At 44.7% G+C, this 19,762-nt stretch carries 15 protein-coding genes; 8 read left to right on the top strand and 7 right to left on the bottom strand.

Annotated elements, in window-relative coordinates; translation table 11 throughout:
* Positions 1–137 precede the first annotated feature (137 nt).
* The 3 genes from treP to C1G49_RS02560 all read left to right on the top strand — a co-directional run bounded on the left by treP (position 138) and on the right by C1G49_RS02560 (position 4,372).
* Positions 138–2,081, top strand: a complete 1,944-nt coding sequence (gene treP / locus C1G49_RS02570) for a PTS system trehalose-specific EIIBC component (protein WP_105124488.1) — start codon at positions 138–140, stop codon at positions 2,079–2,081.
* Between the two features lie 84 nt (positions 2,082–2,165).
* The gene (gene treC / locus C1G49_RS02565) at positions 2,166–3,791 is read left to right on the top strand and encodes an alpha,alpha-phosphotrehalase (protein ID WP_105124487.1); all 1,626 of its coding nucleotides are present in this window, start codon (positions 2,166–2,168) and stop codon (positions 3,789–3,791) included.
* A gap of 218 nt (positions 3,792–4,009) precedes the next feature.
* Complete coding sequence (locus tag C1G49_RS02560) at positions 4,010–4,372, top strand: iron chaperone (RefSeq protein WP_105124486.1); 363 nt, start codon at positions 4,010–4,012, stop codon at positions 4,370–4,372.
* 406 nt (positions 4,373–4,778) lie between these two features.
* Here the strand turns inward: C1G49_RS02560 and C1G49_RS02555 are convergent, their stop codons facing one another.
* Complete coding sequence (locus C1G49_RS02555) at positions 4,779–6,164, bottom strand: LysM peptidoglycan-binding domain-containing protein (protein ID WP_105124485.1); 1,386 nt, start codon at positions 6,162–6,164, stop codon at positions 4,779–4,781.
* 218 nt (positions 6,165–6,382) lie between these two features.
* A complete protein-coding gene (locus C1G49_RS02550; RefSeq protein ID WP_105124484.1) occupies positions 6,383–7,366 on the bottom strand; it encodes a Gfo/Idh/MocA family protein in 984 nt (327 codons plus the stop codon).
* Positions 7,367–7,450: 84 nt separating this feature from the next.
* On the opposite strand from C1G49_RS02550, the gene rnhC reads away from it, so the two are divergent.
* The 4 genes from rnhC (at position 7,451) to C1G49_RS02530 (ending at position 12,505) form a co-directional block, all read left to right on the top strand.
* Positions 7,451–8,341, top strand: a complete 891-nt coding sequence (rnhC, locus tag C1G49_RS02545) for a ribonuclease HIII (protein ID WP_105124483.1) — start codon at positions 7,451–7,453, stop codon at positions 8,339–8,341.
* 10 nt (positions 8,342–8,351) lie between these two features.
* A complete protein-coding gene (gene lepB / locus C1G49_RS02540) occupies positions 8,352–8,975 on the top strand; it encodes a signal peptidase I (RefSeq protein ID WP_105124482.1) in 624 nt (207 codons plus the stop codon).
* 218 nt (positions 8,976–9,193) lie between these two features.
* The gene (locus C1G49_RS02535) at positions 9,194–11,686 is read left to right on the top strand and encodes an ATP-dependent RecD-like DNA helicase (RefSeq protein WP_105124481.1); all 2,493 of its coding nucleotides are present in this window, start codon (positions 9,194–9,196) and stop codon (positions 11,684–11,686) included.
* A gap of 105 nt (positions 11,687–11,791) precedes the next feature.
* Entirely contained in the window at positions 11,792–12,505 is a 714-nt protein-coding gene (locus tag C1G49_RS02530; protein WP_105117638.1) for a hypothetical protein, read from the top strand.
* 136 nt (positions 12,506–12,641) lie between these two features.
* On the opposite strand, the gene C1G49_RS02525 is transcribed toward C1G49_RS02530, so the two are convergent.
* The 4 genes from C1G49_RS02525 to dinB all read right to left on the bottom strand — a co-directional run bounded on the left by C1G49_RS02525 (position 12,642) and on the right by dinB (position 15,911).
* Positions 12,642–13,562, bottom strand: a complete 921-nt coding sequence (locus C1G49_RS02525; protein WP_105117637.1) for a 1-phosphofructokinase family hexose kinase — start codon at positions 13,560–13,562, stop codon at positions 12,642–12,644.
* Positions 13,563–13,656: 94 nt separating this feature from the next.
* On the bottom strand, positions 13,657–14,286 hold the full coding sequence (locus C1G49_RS02520) for an NAD(P)-dependent oxidoreductase (RefSeq protein WP_105124480.1): 630 nt from the start codon (positions 14,284–14,286) through the stop codon (positions 13,657–13,659).
* Between the two features lie 127 nt (positions 14,287–14,413).
* Positions 14,414–14,833: an Rrf2 family transcriptional regulator gene (locus C1G49_RS02515; RefSeq protein WP_105124479.1), complete on the bottom strand. Its 420-nt coding sequence runs from the start codon at positions 14,831–14,833 to the stop codon at positions 14,414–14,416.
* Positions 14,817–15,911: a DNA polymerase IV gene (gene dinB / locus C1G49_RS02510; RefSeq protein ID WP_105124478.1), complete on the bottom strand. Its 1,095-nt coding sequence runs from the start codon at positions 15,909–15,911 to the stop codon at positions 14,817–14,819. Before dinB ends, C1G49_RS02515 begins: the two co-directional genes overlap by 17 nt.
* Positions 15,912–16,171: 260 nt before the next feature.
* On the opposite strand from dinB, the gene pflB reads away from it, so the two are divergent.
* On the top strand, positions 16,172–18,517 hold the full coding sequence (gene pflB / locus C1G49_RS02505; protein ID WP_105124477.1) for a formate C-acetyltransferase: 2,346 nt from the start codon (positions 16,172–16,174) through the stop codon (positions 18,515–18,517).
* 320 nt (positions 18,518–18,837) lie between these two features.
* Here pflB and C1G49_RS02500 read toward each other — a convergent pair whose 3' ends face one another.
* Positions 18,838–19,638 carry a COG3942 and LysM peptidoglycan-binding domain-containing protein gene (locus C1G49_RS02500; protein WP_105124476.1) on the bottom strand — a complete coding sequence of 267 codons (801 nt, stop codon included), beginning with the start codon at positions 19,636–19,638 and terminating at the stop codon, positions 18,838–18,840.
* Positions 19,639–19,762: the final 124 nt, after the last annotated feature.

The raw sequence follows: 19,762 nt of genomic DNA, 5'->3' as shown, positions 1-19,762 counted from the left end.
GTTAAAAATCATACTGCTGATAAAATGTAACCCTCATAGAGTACGGAAAAGCGAGTTAGCAAAGTGCCAAGAGAGAAGCTAAATGACAAAAAATATGGGAACGGCACTAGCCCACTTGTGCCTAGAAGGAAAAATATATGGGAAAATTTGAAAAAGAAGCCAAACAGCTCTTAGACGCTATTGGCGGCAAAGACAATGTCACAGCAGTTTCTCACTGTGCGACACGGATGCGTTTTGTTCTTGCAGATGACAAAAAAGCAAATGTCAAAGTCATCGAAGACCTTCCAACCGTAAAAGGAACCTTCACCAATGCTGGTCAGTTCCAAGTTATCATCGGTAACGATGTACCTCTTTTCTACAACGACTTCACAGCCGTATCTGGTATTGAAGGTGTATCGAAAGAAGCAGCCAAGTCAGCAGCTAAAAGCAACCAAAATGCCATCCAACGCGTTATGACTATGTTGGCAGAAATCTTCACGCCTATCATCCCAGCCCTTATCGTCGGCGGTTTGATCCTTGGTTTCCGTAACGTATTGGAAGGCGTACAATGGTCTGCTTTGAATGGGAAGACTATCGTTGAAGTATCACCATTCTGGAACGGTGTCAACCACTTCCTCTGGTTGCCAGGTGAAGCCATCTTCCACTACCTACCAGTAGGTATCACTTGGTCTGTATCTCGTAAGATGGGTACATCTCAGATCCTCGGTATCGTCCTCGGTATCTGTTTGGTTTCTCCACAATTGCTCAACGCTTACGCAGTACCTGGTACAGATGCTGCAACCATCGCTAGCGACTGGTCTTGGAACTTCGGCTTCTTCTCAATCGCTCGTATCGGTTACCAAGCACAGGTTATCCCAGCCCTCTTGGCAGGTTTGGCCCTTTCTTACCTAGAAATCTTCTGGCGCAAGGTTGTTCCTGAATTGGTATCCATGATTTTCGTACCATTCCTATCCCTTCTGCCAGCACTTATCTTAGCTCATACTATCCTTGGTCCTCTTGGTTGGACTATCGGTCAATGGATGTCAACTATTGTATTGGCTGGTCTAACAGGTCCTGTGAAATGGCTCTTCGGTGCTGTATTTGGTGCCCTTTATGCACCATTCGTTATCACTGGTCTTCACCACATGACCAACGCCATCGATACCCAATTGATTGCAGATGCTGGTGGTACTGGTCTATGGCCAATGATTGCCCTCTCTAACATTGCACAAGGTTCTGCAGTATTTGCTTACTTCCTCATGAACCGTAAGAATGAAAAAGAGGCACAAATTTCGCTTCCAGCAACCATTTCTGCCTACCTTGGTATCACTGAACCAGCCCTCTTTGGTGTCAACGTCAAATACGTTTACCCATTCGTAGCGGCTATGATTGGTTCAAGTATTGCTGGTCTATTATCTGTAACCTTTAACATCCAAGCTGCTTCTATCGGTATCGGTGGTCTTCCAGGTATCTTGTCTATCAAGGCTGAATACTGGGGTGCATTCTTTATGACAATGATTGTTGCGATTGTTGTTCCAATGATTTTGACAGCTGTTTTCAAACGTACAGGTGCATTTTCAAAAAAAGAAGAAACTGTTAAAGAAGTTGTAGCTCCAACTGAAGTAGTTGTTGAAGCTGGCGCTGCTATCGAATTGATCAGCCCCCTAACTGGTCAAGCAAAAGAATTGTCACAGGCAACTGACCCTGTATTCGCATCAGGTGTCATGGGACAAGGTGTCCTTATTGACCCTAGCGAAGGTCTCTTAGTTGCTCCTGTTGACGGTGAAGTATCAGTCCTCTTCCCAACCAACCATGCAGTTGGTATCACTGCTGCAAATGGTCTGGAATTACTAATGCACATCGGTATGGATACTGTTGGATTGGAAGGCAAAGGCTTCACAGCCCATGTCAAACAAGGCGACACCATCAAAGCTGGTGATAAATTGATCAGCTTTGACATCGATGTCATCAAGGCTGCTGGTCTTATTGCGGAAACACCAGTCATCGTGACCAACCAAACTGATTTCAACACAGAGGTTCTTGGAGAGCTTCCTCGTTCAGTAGAACGTGGCCAAGCTATCTTGAAAGCAACAAAAGCATAAAACAAAATAAGTGTAGAGAGTTGGTGACCCCAACTCTTTGCCGTTGATAACATCATTTTTAAGAAAGGAATTGGTAAACATATTATGACCATAGACAAACGCAAAGTCGTCTATCAAATCTACCCCAAATCATATAAGGACACGACAGGAAATGGTGTCGGGGATTTACGAGGAATTATTGAAAAACTTCCTTATCTAAAGGAATTAGGCATTGACATGATCTGGCTCAATCCTTTCTACCCAAGTCCGCAACGGGACAACGGTTATGATATTTCTGATTATACAGCTGTCAATCCTGATTTTGGCACCATGGCTGACTTTGAAGAAATGGTGACTGTCGGTAAAGAGCTGGGTATCGAATTCATGCTGGACATGGTCCTCAACCACTGCTCAACCGACCACGAATGGTTCCAAAAAGCCCTAGCCGGCGACAAATACTACCAGGATTTCTTTATCCTGCGTAACCAGCCAACTGACTGGGTGTCTAAATTTGGTGGCAATGCCTGGGCTCCTTTTGGAGATACTGGGAAATACTACCTCCACCTCTTTGACGCGACCCAAGCCGACCTCAACTGGCGAAATCCTCATGTCCGTGAAGAACTGTTCAAGGTGGTAAACTTCTGGAAAGACAAGGGTGTCAAAGGCTTCCGCTTCGATGTCATTAACCTGATTGGTAAGGACGAAGTCCTCGAAGACTGCCCAATCAATGACGGTAAGCCTGCTTACACCGACCGCCCAATCACCCACGATTACCTCAAGATGATGAACAATGCCACTTTTGGTAGCGAAAAAGGCTTCATGACCGTCGGGGAAATGTCTGCCACCACCATTGAAAACTGCATTCTCTACACAGCTCCTGAGCGTGAAGAATTGTCCATGGCCTTCAACTTCCACCACTTGAAAGTGGATTATAAGGACGGGCAAAAATGGACCATCATGGACTTTGACTTTGAAGAACTCAAACAACTCTTCCATACTTGGGGGGAAGAAATGTCCGTCGGAAATGGCTGGAATGCTCTTTTCTACAACAACCACGACCAGCCTCGTGCCCTCAACCGCTTTGTCGATGTGGAGAATTTCCGCAAGGAAGGAGCGACCATGCTAGCAGCCTCTATCCACCTGTCACGCGGTACGCCTTACATCTACATGGGCGAGGAAATCGGCATGATTGACCCTGACTACGACAGCATGGACGACTACGTAGATGTCGAGTCCATCAATGCCTATCAGATGCTTTTGGACCAAGGTCACACGCCTGATCAGGCCTTCAAGATTATCCAGGCCAAGTCCCGCGACAATTCCCGCACTCCGATGCAATGGGATGCTTCTGACAATGCAGGCTTCTCAACAGGAACTCCTTGGCTGAAAGCTGGCAAATCCTATCCAACCATTAACGTTGAGCAGGAAAAAATAGGCCCAATCTTTACCTTCTACCAAGAACTCATTCGCCTGCGGAAAGAACTCCCTCTGATTTCAGAAGGGGACTACAAGGCAGCCTATAAGGACAGCCAGAAAGTCTATGCCTTTGAACGCTTGCTAAATGACGAAAAACTGTTGGTCCTCAACAATTTCTTCGCAGAAGAGGTTGAACTAGACCTGGCAGACGACTATGCCCACGGTCAAGTCCTAATTAGCAACTATCCTGACAGCAAACTCGGTAAAAAAATTAGCTTGAAACCCTATCAAGCTTTAGCGATTTTGGTGAAATAAGCAAGAAGGGAGTGGGACAAAAATCGGTAACCCGCAGGGTTCGATTTTTTCGTCCCACCCCCGCACAGTTGAGTAGGGCTGTAAAAGCTGATAAAATCAGCTAATTAGAGCCCACTCAACCACTGCGTCAAGTTTAACTATTGAAAAAAACTAAGGAGGCCAGGACTTTTGTCCCAGCCTTTTGTGATACAATGAAATAAAAAAGCAAAGGAAACATCATGCTCCAAGAATTTTTGAACAAGGTCAACAATCCTGTCTTGAAGGATAAACTAGAAGGCATTTTCAATCAAATCCAACAAGAATTTCCAAGTCTAACCACAGAAATCAAATGGAACCAGCCCATGTTTATCATGGACGGAACCTTTATCATTGGTTTCTCTGCTGCCAAGACTCATATTTCCATTGCACCTGAAACGGTCACTATGGAAACCTTTGCCCAGGACATCAAGGAAGCAGGCTACGAAGCAACCTCCAACCTCTTCAAAATCAAGGATGACCAAGAAGTCAACTGGGACCTGCTCCGCAATATCATCGCCTATAACATGGACGAGAAGAAAGGCTATGATAAGTTCTGGAGATAAGAAACGAATAAAAATTTGCCTGGAAAATAACTTCAAAAAAATCGTAGTATTTTTAGCTATTTTTCAAGAAATACTGTTATAATTATATTACAGAAACAGCTATCCCAGGGGGGAGATAGCTGTTTTTTTGATTATCCATCGTTTGTAATGCCCTAGTTAATTTTCGGGGAAAAAGTGTGAAAGTTGATAGAACCCCCTCGGACTACCCGTGAAAAAGATAGGAGCATTTTCTCAGCAAATTCATAATCCAATTGACACTGACAAGGAATTACTTCTAGACCTGGTTTACCTACATAGCCACTCACTTTCCCCTATTTTTCACATCTATCGAAATATTATTCCCTTTTTATCCAATAAGAGGACGCAAAAAAACTCATCCTCTAAAGGATGAGTTTCACTACTTGTCTTATGGATTAAATGACACGTGTACGTGGTCGTAGTGGTTTTCTGTAATGCTTCCGCGGTCTGGCATCAAGTTCCAAGTGTAAGCTGGACCGTAGATACTGTCAAATGGCGCATAGAAACGTTGTTTCCAGATGATATAAGAGATGTTTTTCGCACCCATATTGGCAATAGCATACTCTGCCACCTGGTCACCTAATGCTGAACTTTGTGGTACCATGAAGTCAATTGCCAATCCCTTACCATGGTCGCCAGAATCACCAGGACGGTAACCTGAGAAAGAAGTAATACCGAAGGCGTTAGCTACTTCTGCACGGAAGGCTGCGACCTGTGGTTGCAAGCCTACATCGTAAGAGCTAGTTGCTGCCTGAGTTTGAGCTGCTGCTGCTTGGGCTTCTGCTGCCGCTTGGGCTTCTGCTGCCGCTTGGGCTTCCGCCGCTGCTTGAGCTTCTGCTGCCGCTTGAGCTTCCGCCGCCGCTTGGGCTTCTGCTGCCGCTTGAGCTTCCGCCGCCGCTTGGGCTTCTGCTGCCGCTTGGGCTTCTGCTGCCGCTTGAGCTTCTGCTGCCGCTTGAGCTTCTACTGCTGGCTCAACAGGGGCTGTTACCTCGGCTGGAGTTTCTACTGCTGGCTCAACAGGGGCTGTTACCTCGGCTGGAGTTTCTACTGCTGGCTCAACAGGGGCTGTTGCCTCGGCTGGAGCTTCTACTGCTGGCTCAACAGGGGCTGTTGCCTCGGCTGGAGCTTCTACTGCTGGCTCAACGGGCGCTGTTACCTCGGCTGGAGTTTCTACTGCTGGCTCAACGGGTGCTGTTGCCTCGGCTGGAGTTTCTACTGCTGGAGCGACTGGGGCTGTCGCCTCGGCTGGAGCTTCTACTGCTGGAGCGACTGGGGCTACTACAGGAACTTCAGCCAAGTTTACAACTGTATTATCAATAGTCGCCTGATTAGCTGTCACATCCACAGTTGCTTGAACAGTTTCTGCTGGATTTTCCTGGCTTGGTGTTTCAATTTCAATCTGGGTAACTTGATTGTTTTGATCAAGAGTAGCTGTCAAAACTGTATCTGGGAAAATCAAGTTAATATCTGTAATCTGATTGATTTTAGCCAACAAATGCATATCAACATTCATAGCTGAAGCGATAGCACTAAGGGTATCACCATACTTAACCGTATAAGTCAACTGACCTTCATTGTTGGTAATTTCAGTAACGATTTCTTCAACAGTTCGTGGTGTCCACTCCAATGCGAGAACTTGTGGACTAACCATACCAGTTGTGAAAAGTGAAAGGGCCAAGGTTGACGCGTACATCATTTTTTTATTTGTTTGCAAAAGGGATGTTTTTCTCTTACGACGCATATGCTTTGGTTTTGTAACTCTTTTACGTTTCATCTTCTATTCCTTTTCTGATTTGATAGTACTATCATACCTAATTCTGTTGTGAAAAACAAGAACGAAGAGGGCTTTTAAATAAACTGTTGCCCTTACGTAATATTGCTTCTTTTCTGTTACACAACCTATATATTTGTTACAGTTCTGTCACATTACTCTCCAAAGAAAGCCATTCCCAAAATCTACCTAAAGCTCCCAAATAGAGTTCAAGGAGCTTCCTAAACTTCCTCCGGATAGACCAAGCCCCATTCTTTGCGGAGTTGGGTCATAATGTCCATGACATCTTGGGTGTAGGCCAGGTGCATGGTATTTTCAAGTCCTGCGACTGCTTTTTCCATATCAGCTACTTCATAAGAGAGGGCCTCGGTAGTTTGACCTGCCTCAATGACTTCTTGACTACCGTCCTCGGTATAGGCAATGACTGCTTTTTGGCCACGAGGATACTCATATAGTTCGATGTAACCCTTGTCATAAGCAATTGTCCCCCGTTTTGGCTGTTTGGCATGAAGGGTCAATGCGATGGTTGCCATCTCTCCTGCATCATTGCTGAGCAAAATACCTACCTGCTCGTCCACACCTGTCGGAGCTAGTTTAACCTGAGATAAAACCTGATTTGGCTTTTCTGTCATAAACCAACGGACAAAGGACAGGGCGTAGACACCAATATCCAAGAGGGCACCGCCTGCCAAGTTCTTATTGAAAAAGCGGTTGGTCATGTCGTATTCCTTGTAGCTGCCAAAGTTCATCTGAATCATCTTCAAATCTCCCAGCTTGCCACTGGCAACCACTTCGCTCAACTGACGATAGATTGGCATGTGGAAAATGGTCATGGCTTCCGCCAGGATAACCTGATTTTCTTCTGCCAGTTGAATAGCTTCTGCTAATTCTTCTGAATTAAGCGTAATAGACTTTTCACAGAGGACATGCTTTCCAGCCTTCAAGGCCTTTCTCAAATAATTGATATGGGTATTGTGAGGCGTAGAAATATAGATAATGTCTACTTCAGGATCCTCAAACACTTCATCGATTTCTTCATAAACTTTCTCGATGCCATACTTATTGGCAAATTCCACACCCTTGTCATAGGTACGGTTGGCTACTGAGTAAAGATTTCCTCCCATAGCTTGCAAGGCCTGAACCAATTCATTGGCAATGACACCTGTTCCCAGGGACGCCCACTTGTACTGTACTTGAACTTTCATTGTCTACCTCACTTTCTTCTACCATTATAGTAAATTCCACCCTTTTCTGCACACTCTAGCCAGCATTTGTGTTACAATAAGAACATGAATACCGTTGTACTAAAGGCCTCTGCCCAGCAAAAACAGGCCATGATGACCCACTATGACCGCTATCAGCAGAACAGCAAAAATCCTTATATTGAAGCATTCTTCAAACTGACCGGTGCCAGCCTGTCCATCTACACTTCTGGAAAAGTCGTTTTTCAGGGGGAAATGGCAGAGCAGGAAGCAGGGCTCTGGGGCTATGAGCCAGAAAGCTCTGGACAGACGACTGTACCTGGTCAAAACCTGCCCATGATTGGTACCGATGAGGTTGGAAACGGGTCTTATTTTGGAGGTTTGGCAGTCGTTGCTAGTTTTGTCCGCCCAGAAGACCATGCCTTTCTCAAGTCGCTTGGTGTCGATGATTCCAAAAAAATGACAGACCAAAAAATCTGCCAAATCGCCCCTCTCTTAAAAGAGAAAATCCCCCACCAAGCTCTGCTATTGTCACCGAAAAAATACAATGAAGTCATTGAGCAAGGCTACAATGCAGTGTCTGTCAAGGTCGCCCTACACAATCAGGCTATTTTCCTACTCTTGCAAAAGGGTGTCCTGCCTGAGAAGATTGTCATTGACGCCTTCACTTCCAGTCAAAATTATCAAAAATACTTGAAGAAGGAGGCCAACCAATTTGCCAACCCCGTCACTCTAGAAGAAAAGGCTGAAGGCAAGTATTTGGCTGTGGCAGTATCTTCTATTATTGCTAGAGCTATGTTTTTAGAGAACCTTACCCAGCTTGGTCAACTGGTAGGCAGAAACCTACCTTCTGGTGCAGGCAGCAAGTCCGACCAAGTCGCAGCCAGCATCTTAAAAGACTATGGCATGGCAGGACTCAACCAAACTGCCAAGCTCCACTTTGCCAATACACAAAAAGCACAAAAATTAGTGAAATGAGGAAAAATTTATGATCAGAAATAAAAAACGTTCAAGCTTTGCTAACTTTCTTGTAGAATGGGGCCTCCTCATTCTCTTTATGCTAGTAATATTTGCCAGCCGATATTTTCTATGGGACCCGGTATCCGTTGATGGGCACTCCATGGATCCTACTCTCCAACATCAAGAAAAATTGGTTATGTTCAAGACAACATCTATAGATCGTTTTGATATTGTCGTGGCCAGCGAAACAGATAGCGACGGTAAGGAAAAATTGATTGTTAAACGGGTAGTCGGTATGCCCGGCGACACCATTCGCTATGAAAACGATGTCCTCTATATCAATGATCAGGAAGTTGACGAACCCTACCTAGATGAATACCTCGCTGCCTTTCAAAAGGATAAACTGCAAGAGGAATATGCATACAACAAGCAATTCCAAGCAGTTGCACAAGCGGCCCAAGCCTTTACACAAGATGCCAATCGTTCTATTAATTTCAGCGTCACAGTACCAGAAGGGCAATACTATCTCTTAGGTGATGACCGCCTGGTATCTCTAGATAGCCGTAGCGTAGGAACATTCGCACGGAATAAAATCAAGGGAGAGGTTGTCTTCCGCTTTTGGCCTTTCAACCGTGTTGGAACTGTCGATTAATACTCTTCGAAAATCAAAACTATCCGTTGTCAAGAGCCTTGATGAGTGAAAAGCTCCGGTGGAGCTTTTCAGCCTGTTACCTTGAAACAAGACAGTAACAGAGTTCTATCATCAGCTTCGTTTCCTAGGCTATTTTTGATTTTCATTGAGTATAACACAAACAAGTTTGGAGCATTGTTCCAAACTTCTTTTTTCACTAGTTGTAGGAATGATACTCTATGAACGAAGTTTATTTTACCGGTACTATTGACCGAATTATCTTTGAAAATCCTAGTAATTTTTACAAAATCCTTCTCCTTGAGATCGAGGAAACAGACGCAGACTATGAAGACTACGAAATCATCATAACAGGGACCATTGCCGATGTCATTGAGGGGGAAGACTATCGATTTTATGGCAATCTAGTCACCCATCCCAAATACGGTCAGCAGTTGCAAATCACGCGCTACGAACGCAGCAAGCCCACTTCTGCTGGTCTAGTCAAGTATTTTTCTAGTGACCATTTCAAAGGCATTGGTCGTAAAACAGCCGAGAAAATTGTTGAACTCTATGGAGAAGACACCATCGACAAAATTTTAGCTGAGCCTGAAAAACTGACCCAAATTTCTGGACTATCCAGCAAAAATAGGCAGGCCTTTATCGAAAAACTCCGCCTCAATTATGGAACGGAGCTGATACTGGCCAAACTAGCTGAGTACGGTATTCCTAATAAGCTAGCCTTTCAAATCCAAGACCAGTACAAGGAAAAAACACTCCAAATTATTGAAGAAAATCCCTATCAACTGGTCGAAGATGTACAGGGACTTGGCTTTACCATTGCCGATAGGATTGCGGAAAACCTGGGAATTGCCAGTGATTCTCCCCAACGTTTCCGAGCTGGTATGCTCTTTAGCCTCATTCATCGCTCTATGGAAACAGGTGATACCTATGTGGAGGCTAGAGATTTACTAGAAGCTACCCTTGAACTGCTGGAAAAATCCCGCCATACCGAACTAGACCCTGCTGCTGTTGCCCAAGAATTGACCGGGCTGATAGAAGATGGCAAGGTTCAACAAGAAGGTACCAAGATTTTCGACAACAGCCTCTACTTTGCCGAACATGGTATCCATAAAAACCTGACCCGCCTGATGGGAAAAAATGGCTTCAAACCCTTCCCACGCGCAGACGTTGAGGCTGCCATAGCAGAGCTGGAAAGTATGTCCTCTTTGACCTATGACGATATTCAAAAAGAAGCCATCGTCCAAGCCATTACCAATCCGCTTTTCATTCTGACAGGCGGACCAGGGACTGGAAAAACAACGGTTATCAACGGTATTATCGCGGTCTATGCCATCTTACATAAGATTGACTTGACTCGCAATCGGCAAGAATGCCCAGTCCTTCTCGCAGCTCCAACTGGACGAGCAGCCAGACGGATGAATGAATTGACAGGTCTACCTTCTGCCACCATTCACCGCCATCTGGGGCTTGTTGAAGGACAGGAAGAATCCTACCGAGATGATTACCTCGAAGCTGACTTCATCATCGTAGACGAATTTTCTATGGTCGACACTTGGTTGGCCAACCAGCTCTTCCAGAACATTTCATCCCAGACCCAAGTTCTCATTGTCGGCGATGCCGAGCAATTGCCCTCTGTCAGCCCCGGTCAAGTCCTAGCTGACCTCTTAAAAATTGACAAGCTTCCGAGCATTACTCTAGAACGTATTTACCGCCAATCAGACGATTCGACCATCGTCACACTTGCCAGCCAAATTCGACAGGGGGCTCTACCTAGCGATTTCCGTGAAAAAAAGGCAGACCGCTCCTATTTTGAATCCCAGAATGAACAAATTCCAGCCCTGATTGAGCGCATTGTCGGCGCAGCCATCAAGTCGGGCATTCCTGCAAACGAAGTACAAATCCTCGCTCCCATGTACCGAGGTGCTGCAGGTATTGACCAACTCAACACCATGACCCAGGCCCTGCTCAACCCACTGGAAGAGGGAGAGCTAGAATTCCTCCATAATGAGCAAGCCTTCCGCCAAGGCGACCGAGTCATTCATCTAGTTAACGACGCCGAAGCCAATGTCTTCAATGGCGACTTGGGCTACATCACCGACCTCCTACCTGCCAAGTATACCGACTCCAAGCAGGACGAGCTTACCATCAACTTCGACGGCAGCGAGGTCACCTATCCTCGAAACGAATGGTACAAGATTACCCTGGCCTATGCCATGTCCATCCACAAGTCCCAAGGTAGTGAGTTTCAGGTCGTTATCCTTCCCATCACCCGCACCAGCCACCGCATGCTCCAGCGCAATCTGGTCTACACAGCCATCACCCGCTCCAAGAGTAAGCTCATCCTCCTAGGCGAAATTTCCGCCTTCGACTACGCCGTCAAAAATGCCGGCACCGTCCGAAAAACCTATCTGGTCCCACGTTTCCAAGGAGAAATGGCAGAGCAGGACAGCAAGGAAGCTTTGACTGAAAAAGACCAAAGCAAAACAACTGAAACCACGCAAACCCAGCTACCTACTCAGCCAGACAGGAAAGAACAGGTTAAAGTAGTCAAAGAAAACAGCCAACAACTCTCCCTTCTTGAACAAGACCAGCCAGAAAAAACAAGTGCCCAACCCAGAGAATACATTTTGACTGTAGACAACCTACTAACCATCGACCCCATGATTGGCATCCAAGAGGCAGATATAGAGGAATTTTTCAAGAATAAGTAACAAAAATATTTCTTTTATTACAAAAATGTTACAAATATTACAACTTTGTGTTGACAAGCTTGTTTTTATTTGTTATACTCTGTTTATAAGCGGAGGTAAGAACAAATGAAAAAGATATTCAACTACTCAGTATTGTTGCTCTCTGTAACCTGTCTATTGACAGCTTGTTCAGCAAAAAAACAAGAAAGCCAGACAGAAGCAACCACTAGTAAAACGACCCAAGCAAGTACCAAACAGACAAGCACTGCTAACAGTTCTAGCTCTGTGGAAAAAACAAGTGAAACCAGCTCTTCGACAGATACAAGCCAACAAACTGAGGGAAGTCAGGAAAATCAAGACAGCCAAAGCTCTCAAGCCCAAGAAAGTGTCCTAAGTACCGAAACAACTCACACTCAGCTACTAACTTTGCCAGCCACTAATATCCCCGACGACCTAGTTGGAAAATGGCAAGGAAGTAGCCAGCAAGCGCGCAATGTTGAAGTAACTATCAGCGCAGACGGCACCTTTACTACTTATGAAGATTTTCGACTTAGTGAAGATGAGGAAGGAGAACACCTCATCCAGACCTACACAGCTCAAATTACAGACCTAGTCGAATATGCTCCAAACCACTACCTAATCCGTGGAGTTGATGGCGAAGGTTCTGCCCTTCTACCAGGAGTAACTGGCCTCGGCGGACGGATTGCACCAGGTTTTATCCTAGAGGACGGACAATACAAGGTCATTATGTGGGGAAATCCTTTTGACCCATCTGTAGAAGCCGTGTACGACCTGGTATCAGAACCTCATGTACATGTAACCTTGGATAAGGTAGAGTAACATATTGTATCTAGCACTTATTAAAAAGCAAATAGCACGAGTTGCTATTTGCTTTTTTGCATTATCACACCAAAACTCACTAAAAGCATCGTTTTTGAAAAATATCAAAAAATAAATGCTGATAGATGAATATGTATTACACCTCTTCTAGAACAACTTTACCCGCTATCTCTGCAAATTGCTCTGCTTCGACTTCTGGGAAGTAGTTAAGGCAGTTGGCAGTCGCAAAGGCTGCTGCCTCTTTCAAGAAAATCTCAGGCTCTTGCCCTTGGCTGATACCCTTAACTAGCAAGCCTAGGTAGAAATCTCCTGCCGCAATGGGATTGCGTGTTTCTTTTTTAGGCGACTGGATACGGAAGAAACGCTGACCGATCTTTGCCAAACTGCCCTTTCCACCCATGGTAATGATGATATTCTCATGAGGAGTGACTTCTTTTAGTATCCTCAAAATATCCTCTGGACTTTCTTCATCCAGCTCTGGATAGATGTCCTTGAGCTCCTCATTATTGATTTTGATCAGGGCTGGACGAGCTTGATAGGCAGCTTGTAAGGCTGGTCCACTGGTATCCACAATGGTCAAGACCTCTGGGTATTTTTCAATAAATCGCTGAATATAATCATCCGGCATGCCCTTCATGAGACTGCCTGAGAAGACTAGGATATCGCCAGCTTCTAGGCTATTTGCTATCTGCTGGGTAAATTGGTCAAGCAGGTCCTCTGTCAGTTCAAAGCCTTTTTCATAGAAAAGAACGACATCGCCTGTGCTGGTTTCCACGTAAATATTGCAGGTTCTTGTGTTCTGGTCATTTTCAACGACCTGCAGTTGATTTCCCTTTTGGACATTAAGGTCTTGAATATAGCGACCGATCTGCCCACCTAAAATGGTATGGATCGTGTAGTCTGTCACACCATTTTCTCGAAGGGCATAGGCTACGTTGAAACTCTTACCTCCTGGATAATCTCTGACTTCTGACGGACGTAGGGGAATGTTTTTTTCTATCTTCTCCACAAGAAGCGTACGGTCTAGGGCTGGATTGGGACAAATCAAGTGAATCATAGGGAACTCCTTTTTGTTTTATACATATTATTATACTATATAGAACAAAAATAAAAAAGATAATTCCTCGATGGGAACTATCTTTTCTACTATTTTACGATGCAAAAACCGAAATGCGTTCTTGCTGGTAGCCACCTTTTTCGGCAATATCTACTAAGGCCACTGCATAGTCTACATAGCTAATATAACTTTCACCTTGACCATTGACCTGGAAAACCTCGCCAGCAAGGGTATAAGCACCTGCTTTTTGACCTTCTGCATCAAAATCAGCTGCTGGGCTGATATAGGTCCAGTTGACCGCTGTCGCCTGACGGTAGATGTCAAGACCTGCGCCCATAGCCTCTGCGACTGGTAGGTAGTCCGCTGGGAAGTCTGGGGCATCCTTGAGCATGCTTGTCTGGCTCTGGTCTAGGTAGAGGCTACCTGCACCACCGACAATCAAGAGGCGAGTGGATGTCCCTGCAAGCAAGTCTGTCAAATGGCTTGCTAGACGGCTGTGATCTGGTAGCGTTTCTGGTGTCCAAGCACCAAAGGCGTTGACAACCACATCAAAACCTGCAAAGTCTTCCTTGCTAAGTGCAAAAGCATCTTTTTGGATTACTTCCTGGGCTGCGCTCTTGTTTTCAGAGCGGACAATAGCCGTCACCTGATGACCACGTTCTACTGCTTCTTTGGCAATGGCTTGACCTGCTTTACCGTTTGCTGCGATAATGGCGATTTTCATATTGTTTACCTCACTTGCTTTCTTGTAATGTTTTTGTTTACAATGCTTAGTTTATACTATGTTCGTTGTAATGTCAAATATTACAACTAAAAAGTTTAAAAAAATCACCACGAGGATGATTGAATACCTATAATTCTGCCAATAAATCAGCAATTGTTGTTTGTCCCAACTCTTTTTCCAGAGCCGACTGGGCATTTTCCAAACGGCTATCTAGCAGAGGATGGATAGAGCGGCCGACCTGACAGGCTGGATTGGGTTGTTCATGAAAGCCAAAAAGTTTCCCCTTTTCTCCAAATAACTCTACAGCCTGATAGATATGGAGGAGGGTAATTTTGTCTGGAGCTTGGGCCAAACGTGCGCCACCTACACCACGCGCCACCTGAACCAAACCAGCCTCTTTCAACTGAGCCAGGATATTGCGGATGATGACTGGATTGACACCTACACTGCCTGCAATGCTGGTACTGGTCTGTTTTTCCTTTTCCCCCTCCAAGGCTAGCAAGACCAAGATATGACTAGCAATGGTAAATCTACTCGAAATTTGCAATTCTACTTTCTCCTTCCATAAAATTGGTAACGGTCACTCCTAGCAAGCGGACACCTTTCTCAGCCTGTCCAACTTCTTCAAAAAGCTGACGGATTTCTTTCTCTATTACTTGAGCTTGATTGGTCGCTTCTTCCAAACTATGTCGCTTGGTCAGAGTTGAAAAATCTCCATAGCGGATTTTCAGAACAATGGTTCGCCCTTGTTTCTCATTTCGCTCCAAGCTGGCGGCCACTCGTTGACAGAGGCTGACTAGCTCTTTCAAGACATCTTCATCACGATAGAGGAGCTTGCGATAGGTCCTTTCCTTACCGATAGACTTTCGCACCCGATTGGTTTTGACGGGACTATTTGAAATGCCTCTAGCTTTCCGATACAAATCATAACCAAAGCGACCAAAACGGTCAATTAAGACCATTTCTGGCACGTCTAGCAAATCCTGACCAGTAGAAACTCCCATCTCATGCAGACGTTCGACCGTCTTCTTACCAACCCCGTGAAATTTTTCAACAGGCAAAGAGGCTAGTACTCCAACAGCATCCTCTGGCAAAATCAGGGTCAGACCATGCGGTTTTTCCATATCCGAGGCAATTTTAGCCAGGAATTTATTGTAGGAAACCCCTGCAGAAGCTGTCAGATGCAGTTCATTCCAGATGTCGTATTGGATGAGTTTGGCAATTTTGACTGCCGAGCTTAAACCCAGCTTGTTTTCTGTCACATCCAGATAGGCCTCGTCAATGGACATGGGTTCCACCAAGTCGGTATAGCGGTGAAAATTCTCCCTGACCTGTCGCCCCACTTCCTGGTATTTTTCATAATTTCCAGAAATGAAGACGGCTTGCGGACAGCGTTCATAGGCCTCCTTGGAGGACATGGCCGAATGAATGCCAAAGGCACGCGCCTCATAACTACAGGTAGATACCACTCCACGACCGCCAGACAGTCGCGGATCTGCACCAATAATAACTGGCTTCCCTTTCAAAGCAGGATTATCCCTGACCTCTATAGCAGCAAAAAACGCATCCATGTCTACATGAATAATCTTTCGAGATAAATCATTGATTAGGGGAAAAATTAACATGGTGCTCCTTTCTGCTAAATCTACAATTCAAAATATTATACATCATTTTGCAAAAACTTTCATACATCGACGACCTATAACTACTGTCTATATCAATTTTCACCGTTATGAAAACACACCTTTATTTTCTTTTTATTTTCATGCATATTGAAAGTTTTTTCAATACATTTTCAGGCATTTTTATCTTGTGGAAAGTGTTTCCAGATGGTATAATAAAGGCATGTTGGTGTTATACCAAAATGTATTAAAGGAGAATCCTCATGTCAACAAAAGTTAAAACTAAGAATGTTGCTGAAGACATTTTCGCTCAAGCCTGGGAAGGCTTTAAAGGTGTGGACTGGCAAGAAAAAGCTAGTGTAACACGCTTCGTACAAGCTAACTACACTCCTTATGATGGAGATGAAAGCTTCCTTGCAGGTCCAACTGAGCGCTCACTTCATATCAAAAAAATCATTGAAGAAACAAAAGCCGGTTACGAGGACACTCGTTTCCCAATGGACGTAGATCGTGCTACTTCTATCGCTGATATCCCAGCTGGTTTCATCGATAAAGACAATGAATTGATTTTCGGTATCCAAAACGATGAGCTCTTCAAACTGAACTTCATGCCACGTGGTGGTATTCGTATGGCTGAAACAACTCTTATCGAAAACGGCTATACTCCAGACCCACTTCTTCATGAAATCTATACAAAACACGCTACAACTGTAAACGATGGTATCTTCCGTGCCTACACAGCTGACATCCGTCGTGCACGTCACTCACACCACGTTTCTGGTCTTCCAGATGCTTACTCACGTGGTCGTATCATCGGTATGTACGCTCGTTTGGCCCTCTACGGAGCTGACTACTTGATGGAAGAAAAAGTAGCTGACTGGAACGCTATCACTGAAATCGATGAAGAATCAATCCGTCTTCGCGAAGAAATCAACATGCAGTACCAAGCTCTTCAACAAGTTGTACGCTTGGGTGATAACTACGGTGTTGATGTGCGTAAACCAGCCATGAACACTAAAGAAGCTATCCAATGGACAAACATTGCTTTCATGGCTGTTGCTCGCGTAATCAACGGTGCCGCTACTTCTCTTGGCCGTGTGCCAATCGTTCTTGACATCTACGCTGAACGTGACTTGGCTCGTGGTACATTTACTGAATCAGAAATCCAAGAATTTGTTGATGACTTCGTATTGAAACTCCGTACAGTGAAATTCGCTCGTACAAAAGCCTTCGATGAAATCTACTCTGGTGACCCTACTTTCCTTACAACATCTATGGCAGGTATGGGTAACGATGGTCGTCACCGTGTAACCAAGATGGACTACCGTTTCTTGAACACACTTGACAACATCGGCAACTCTCCAGAGCCAAACTTGACAGTTCTTTGGTCTGACCAACTTCCATACGCATTCCGTCGCTACTGTATGGCAATGAGCCACAAGCACTCTTCTATCCAATACGAAGGTGTAACAACAATGGCTAAAGACGGTTACGGTGAAATGTCATGTATCTCTTGCTGTGTGTCACCACTTGACCCAGAAAGCGAAGACAAACGCCACAACATCCAGTACTTTGGTGCGCGTGTAAACGTCCTTAAAGCACTTCTTTCAAGCTGGAACAATGGTTACGACGATGTTCATAAAGACTACAAGGTATTTGACGGCGTTGAGCCAAACACATCTGAGGTCTTTGACTATGACCAAGTTGTGAAAAACTTCGAAATCGCTCTTGACTGGTTGACTGATACTTATGTAGATGCCATGAACATCATCCACTACATGACTGACAAGTACAACTACGAAGCTGTTCAAATGGCCTTCTTGCCAACTCACCTTCGTGCAAACATGGGCTTCGGTATCTGTGGTTTCGCAAACACCGTTGACTCATTGTCAGCTATCAAGTACGCACAAGTGAAACCAATCCGTGACGAAGATGGCTTCATCTACGACTACGAAGTAACGGGTGACTTCCCACGCTACGGTGAGGATGATGACCGCGTAGATGACATCGCGAAATGGCTCATGGAAGCATTCTTCTCACGTTTGAACAAACACAAACTCTACAAGAATGCAGAAGCAACTGTGTCTATCTTGACCATCACTTCAAACGTTGCTTACTCTAAACAAACTGGTAACTCTCCAGTTCACCGTGGTGTATTCCTCAACGAAGATGGCTCTGTCAACACTTCTAAAGTAGAATTCTTCCCACCAGGTGCTAACCCAACTTCTAAATCACGTGGTGGTTGGTTGCAAAACTTGAACACTCTTTCTAAACTCAACTTCAAACATGCCAACGACGGTATCTCATTGACAACTCAGGTTTCTCCAAAAGCTCTTGGTAAAACCTTCGATGAGCAAGTTGCAAACTTGGTAACCATCCTTGACGGATACTTCGAGCAAGGTGGTCAGCACGTTAACTTGAACGTTATGGACTTGAACGATGTTTATGACAAGATTATGGCGGGTGAAGATGTTATCGTTCGTATCTCTGGATACTGCGTAAACACTAAATACCTCACTAAAGAGCAAAAAACTGAATTGACACAACGTGTCTTCCACGAAGTTCTTTCAATGGACGACCACGCTGCTGAAGTTTCAGGTCAAGCTTAATCAAACAAAGACAAAAGGACTTGCATTGCAGGTCCTTTTGCTGTATCAGAAAATCCTCCCACAATTGCAGAAGGATGTCTAGATGATTTACGGAAGGATACAGAACCATAGTCATTTGAAGAGCTTTGATACATCGTCACGTTCGGCTTGCCCTACTCTACGAAAGAGACTTGTTTCGCAAGTCTTATTTCCAACTTAGAACACTCTAGGCTGTTCTAGCTACCTACACCTCAATTCCTTGTCTGAAAGCTCTTCATGCGACTATAGTGCATAAAAAATCCCCTCCCGAAATCCAATTCGAGAGGGGATAGTTTATTATCCTAGTTATTGTAAATATAGGTAATTTCACCAGCTGTATCCGTTGGATTGAACCAACCACGGAAATTATCCACCCACTGTTGCCCACGATAGTTGGCTTCAAGAACTTGGATTTGCCCTTCTTCATTAACAGCTGTCACATAGGCAACGTGCCCTAGAGCACCGTCATTCCAGGAAATAATAGCACCGACTTCTGGCACTGTTCCTGTACGAAAACCATCACGCGCCGCATTGGCTCCCCAAGTAGCTGCATCACCCCACCAGTCTCCTGCCCACGGAGCAACTTTTTGTACACCCCAAGTACATTGACCAACAGGATAGTTAATCCCCGGCTCATATTCATAACCCGGTAGATAGTAGCTATCGCTACTCGTATCGACAGTCTGCCCCCATATTGTTTCTGTCAACTTCAAAATTTGACCAGGATGCAAAGTCGTTTCGAGGGTCAATTGATTTTGCGCTAATAAATCGTAAATGTCCAATGAAAAAGCATCTGCGATTCCATATAGTGAATCTCCCTCTTGAACAACATAGTCAGACTGACCTGCACCAGCTTCTACAACTTCTTCGACATAAGCTTGACCTGGCACTTCTAAAACTTGTCCTGGTGTGATTAGGCCTAGAATGTCCAATCCATTGGTTTCTGCTAGTTGATTGGGATCGACGCCATACTGGTCTGCGATTGAGTAAAGGGAATCGCCTTCTACCACAATATGACTGTCTGCTTGAACACTATAGACACCCATAACAGTAGTCACAAAACCTGCCAACAACAAGGCTGACCGACAAATATACTTTTTCATTTTACACCTCCAATACATATTCTCATTTTACCAATATTTTCACCGTAAAAAATGTCAAATTGATTACAAATTGCTAACGGTTTCTTCTCTAACTTCAATCCTCAAACTATTTTGGTAGTTGGTA

It is taken from the genome of Streptococcus suis, assembly GCF_002960625.1.
Lineage (GTDB): Bacteria > Bacillota > Bacilli > Lactobacillales > Streptococcaceae > Streptococcus > Streptococcus suis_T.
The sequence above is the reverse complement of the archived record's forward strand: the minus strand, read 5'-3'. Positions and strand labels throughout refer to the sequence as shown.